The sequence below is a fragment of the Finegoldia magna genome, from assembly GCF_018371055.1.
GTDB lineage: Bacteria > Bacillota > Clostridia > Tissierellales > Peptoniphilaceae > Finegoldia > Finegoldia magna_I.
In genome coordinates this window covers 1-3008 of the sequence record NZ_JAGYZD010000207.1, presented here as the reverse complement: position 1 = coordinate 3008, position 3008 = coordinate 1, and the positions used below count along the sequence as shown (strand labels likewise).

General features: G+C 32.8%; 3 protein-coding genes. All 3 read right to left on the bottom strand.

From position 1 onward, the window contains the following. On the bottom strand, window positions 1-620 hold a 620-nt coding region (locus KHW44_RS08005), incomplete at its 3' end, for a DEAD/DEAH box helicase family protein (RefSeq protein WP_304068159.1). Window position 621: 1 nt separating this feature from the next. Then, on the bottom strand, window positions 622-2484 hold the full coding sequence (locus KHW44_RS08000; RefSeq protein ID WP_304068156.1) for a site-specific DNA-methyltransferase: 1863 nt from the start codon (window positions 2482-2484) through the stop codon (window positions 622-624). Beyond that, on the bottom strand, window positions 2484-3008 hold a 525-nt coding region (locus KHW44_RS07995; RefSeq protein WP_304068152.1), incomplete at its 5' end, for a DUF4391 domain-containing protein. The genes KHW44_RS07995 and KHW44_RS08000, both read right to left, overlap by 1 nt.

The following is a 3008-nucleotide window of genomic DNA, read 5'->3' as shown; positions in this document are numbered from 1 at the left end:
GAAGTATTAAAAGCCTGCATATTAATAATCATTACATTAATACCAGAATTACTAGAAAAAGCATCCAACTGATTCAAATTCTTGCTATTATATACGAAAAACCTAATCTTCTTTTGGTATTGTTCCATAAAATGATCCATCGTAATCTCAAAAGACTTCTTCACGCCTTCGCGAATAGCAATAGAAGGAACAACGATGATAAACTTCGACCATCCGTACTTTTGATTCAACTCATACATAGTTTTAATATATACATAAGTCTTACCAGTACCAGTCTCCATCTCAACATCCAATGAACATGCTCCATTATCTTCTACCAGCGAATCAGAAATCATAACATTATTTCTCTGTTGAACATTTTTTATATTAGAAAGAAGAGTATCCCTGGACAAAATAATCTCATTATTCTTGAATCCAGTATCATCCATCTCATAATCGATAAGCATATCATCACTATCTATATTCATTTTCATTTCAGAATGTGAATCTTCGTGTAGACTTTTATTTCCGATATCTCTTCTGTAATTGATACCATCAGAGAACACTTGTCCTTTAAAACAGTCTACAACAGAATTTACAGCATCCGTCTGATAATCTTGTATTCTAAAGTTAAACTTCATATTACAAAACCTTTCTAATAGTTTCTGGACTAACACTTTCAAAAATCTGTTCGAAATTTACAGCAACACTATCATTCTTCATGCTCATATCTCTGAACACTGCATAAAATGGTTTCATCTCTGCTATTTGTTTTACAACCTCATCGCTTATCGAACCGTCAAAGCATGCAACCAAAAATCTGTCTTCTACTTTGAACACACTGGCATCTTCTATTTGTTCAACTTCGATGTTGCTTGACAATGGAACCCCTAAATCTAGCATTACTTGGAATAACAAATCTTCTTGTGTTCTGTCTTCTTTTATATTGTCTTCTAAATTGTCCAAGAAACTTTGCTCGGTGTTTTCTGGTGAGTAGTATACGTCTTTCATATTAGATGTATCTGTTTTCAATACTCGAAAACCTACATCGAGCTTGTCGATGTTTTCTTTATCTTTGTTTTCTTCGAGGATTTTTTCTCCAGCTCTTCTAATTCTTTCTTTTCCTATTTCGCATATATTTTTGTATCCTGCCTTGTACGCTTCTGATTTTTCATCAGTTTCTTCCGGAAGTTGCACCATAATATACTTACGATTGCCACCATCTTCGGCGTTTAGTTGCATAACGGCATGAGCGGTAGTTGCTGAGCCAGAAAAGAAATCGAGGATTAAAGAATCTTTATCAGACGCAATAACTTCAAAATATTTTATTAAGTCAACTGGTTTTGGATAATCAAATATATTTATACCTATTAATTTATCTAACGCTTGCTTTGATGATTGTGTGTGACCAACTAATTCGTATGGTAGGATTGTCTTAGATATTAATCCTGGAACCTCAGATAAGTATCTTTTATAAGCAGGCCTTTTAGTTTCATCTTCTGGAAGATAAATTCTACCTTCTTTTATGAGCTTATATATCTTCTTTTCTGTAAATGCCCATCCTCTAGTCGATGGTTCTTTATATGTTTTTCCATTCCATACAATATCATAACCTTTTTTTTCGCCAATGGTTACATCACTCAGTCTATATTTTCCTTTTCCGTCATTGTCATCGTACTTATACATACTATCCGTTTTTTCATCACGTTCTAATCTATTCAGTTCATTTAATGTAACTTTGTCCTTTGCGAAACATATTATAAATTCATGATCTTCAGATACAAATTTATTATTATTCTTAGGACTATATGTCTTTTGCCAAATAAAAGTCGCAATAAAATTTTGTTTATCAAATATTTCATCACAAACCTTTTTTAAGTTTTCTTGCTCATTATCATCAATACTGATAAAAATAACTCCATCATCACTTAATAGATTTCTTGCTAATTTTAACCTAGGGTAGATCATATTAAGCCAATCGGTGTGAAATCTTCCATTTGATTCTAAGTTTTTATCAAGTCTGTTTCCTTCTTCATCAAATTGTCCACTATCTTCAAGGTATTCATCTGTCGTTTGTTTGAAATCATCATTGTATACAAAATCTTTTCCAGTATTATAGGGTGGGTCGATGTATATCATTTTGATTTTGCCGAGGTATGTTTCCTGTAGTAGTTTGAGTACTTCAAGGTTGTCTCCTTCGATGTACAAGTTTTCTGTTGTGTCGAAGTTTTTGCTTTCTTCTCTGTAAGGTCTCAACGTCTTGGATATTGGAGCGTTTGCTGCAAGGATTGATTGCTTCTTGTCCGGCCATGTGAATTGGTATCTTTCTTCTCTTCCTTCTACAACTTTTGATGAAATTTCTTGCATTAAAACATCCTTGTCTATTGCTTTTTCGATTTCACCATTTTCATTCATCACTTCTGTGACCGCATTTGGAAACAGTTCTTGTAGTTTTTTGAATTTATCTTCTGCTTGATTGCGTGTCTGCATGTTTAATTTATCCATTATAACTTCTCCAATTGTTTTTCGTATTCTCTGATTTGTTTATAATATTGTAGTTTTTTCTTGGATTGCGATTCTAGTTGCGCTTTTTTCTCGGTTGATTGTATGAGTTTTTCTAGTTTTTGTTTTTCGTTCTCTATTTCAATTTGTTCTTGTAATGTGTTGCCATCTTGTATGTCAATGTTTCCGACTTGTGCAACCAGTCTCTCCCATACTTCTTCCAAGTTAGTGCCAGCTATTTCTAAGTTAATATCTTTTTCATCCGACCATTGATTTTTAAATAGTTTGGTTTCGTTGATGCAAAGTTGGTACTGGTCTTCGTATTTCAAGGCTATCAGAAGTTTTTGTTCGATTAGTTTGGATATCAGTACGATGTTACTTTCTGAGTAGTCTTTTGTTTTTAGTTCGACTTTTATTACAAATATTGATGCTACTGCATCAGTTTTTGGTATCTGAATAGATCGTTCTGATATTTCATTAATCAATGTTATTTTGGATATTTCTTTGTCGAATTTGCTTTTTTGATT

Excerpts from the sequence above, each read along its gene's own strand:
- KHW44_RS08000 (WP_304068156.1), bottom strand. The coding sequence starts at position 2,484 with ATGGATAAATTAAACATGCAGACACGCAATCAAGCAGAAGATAAATTC.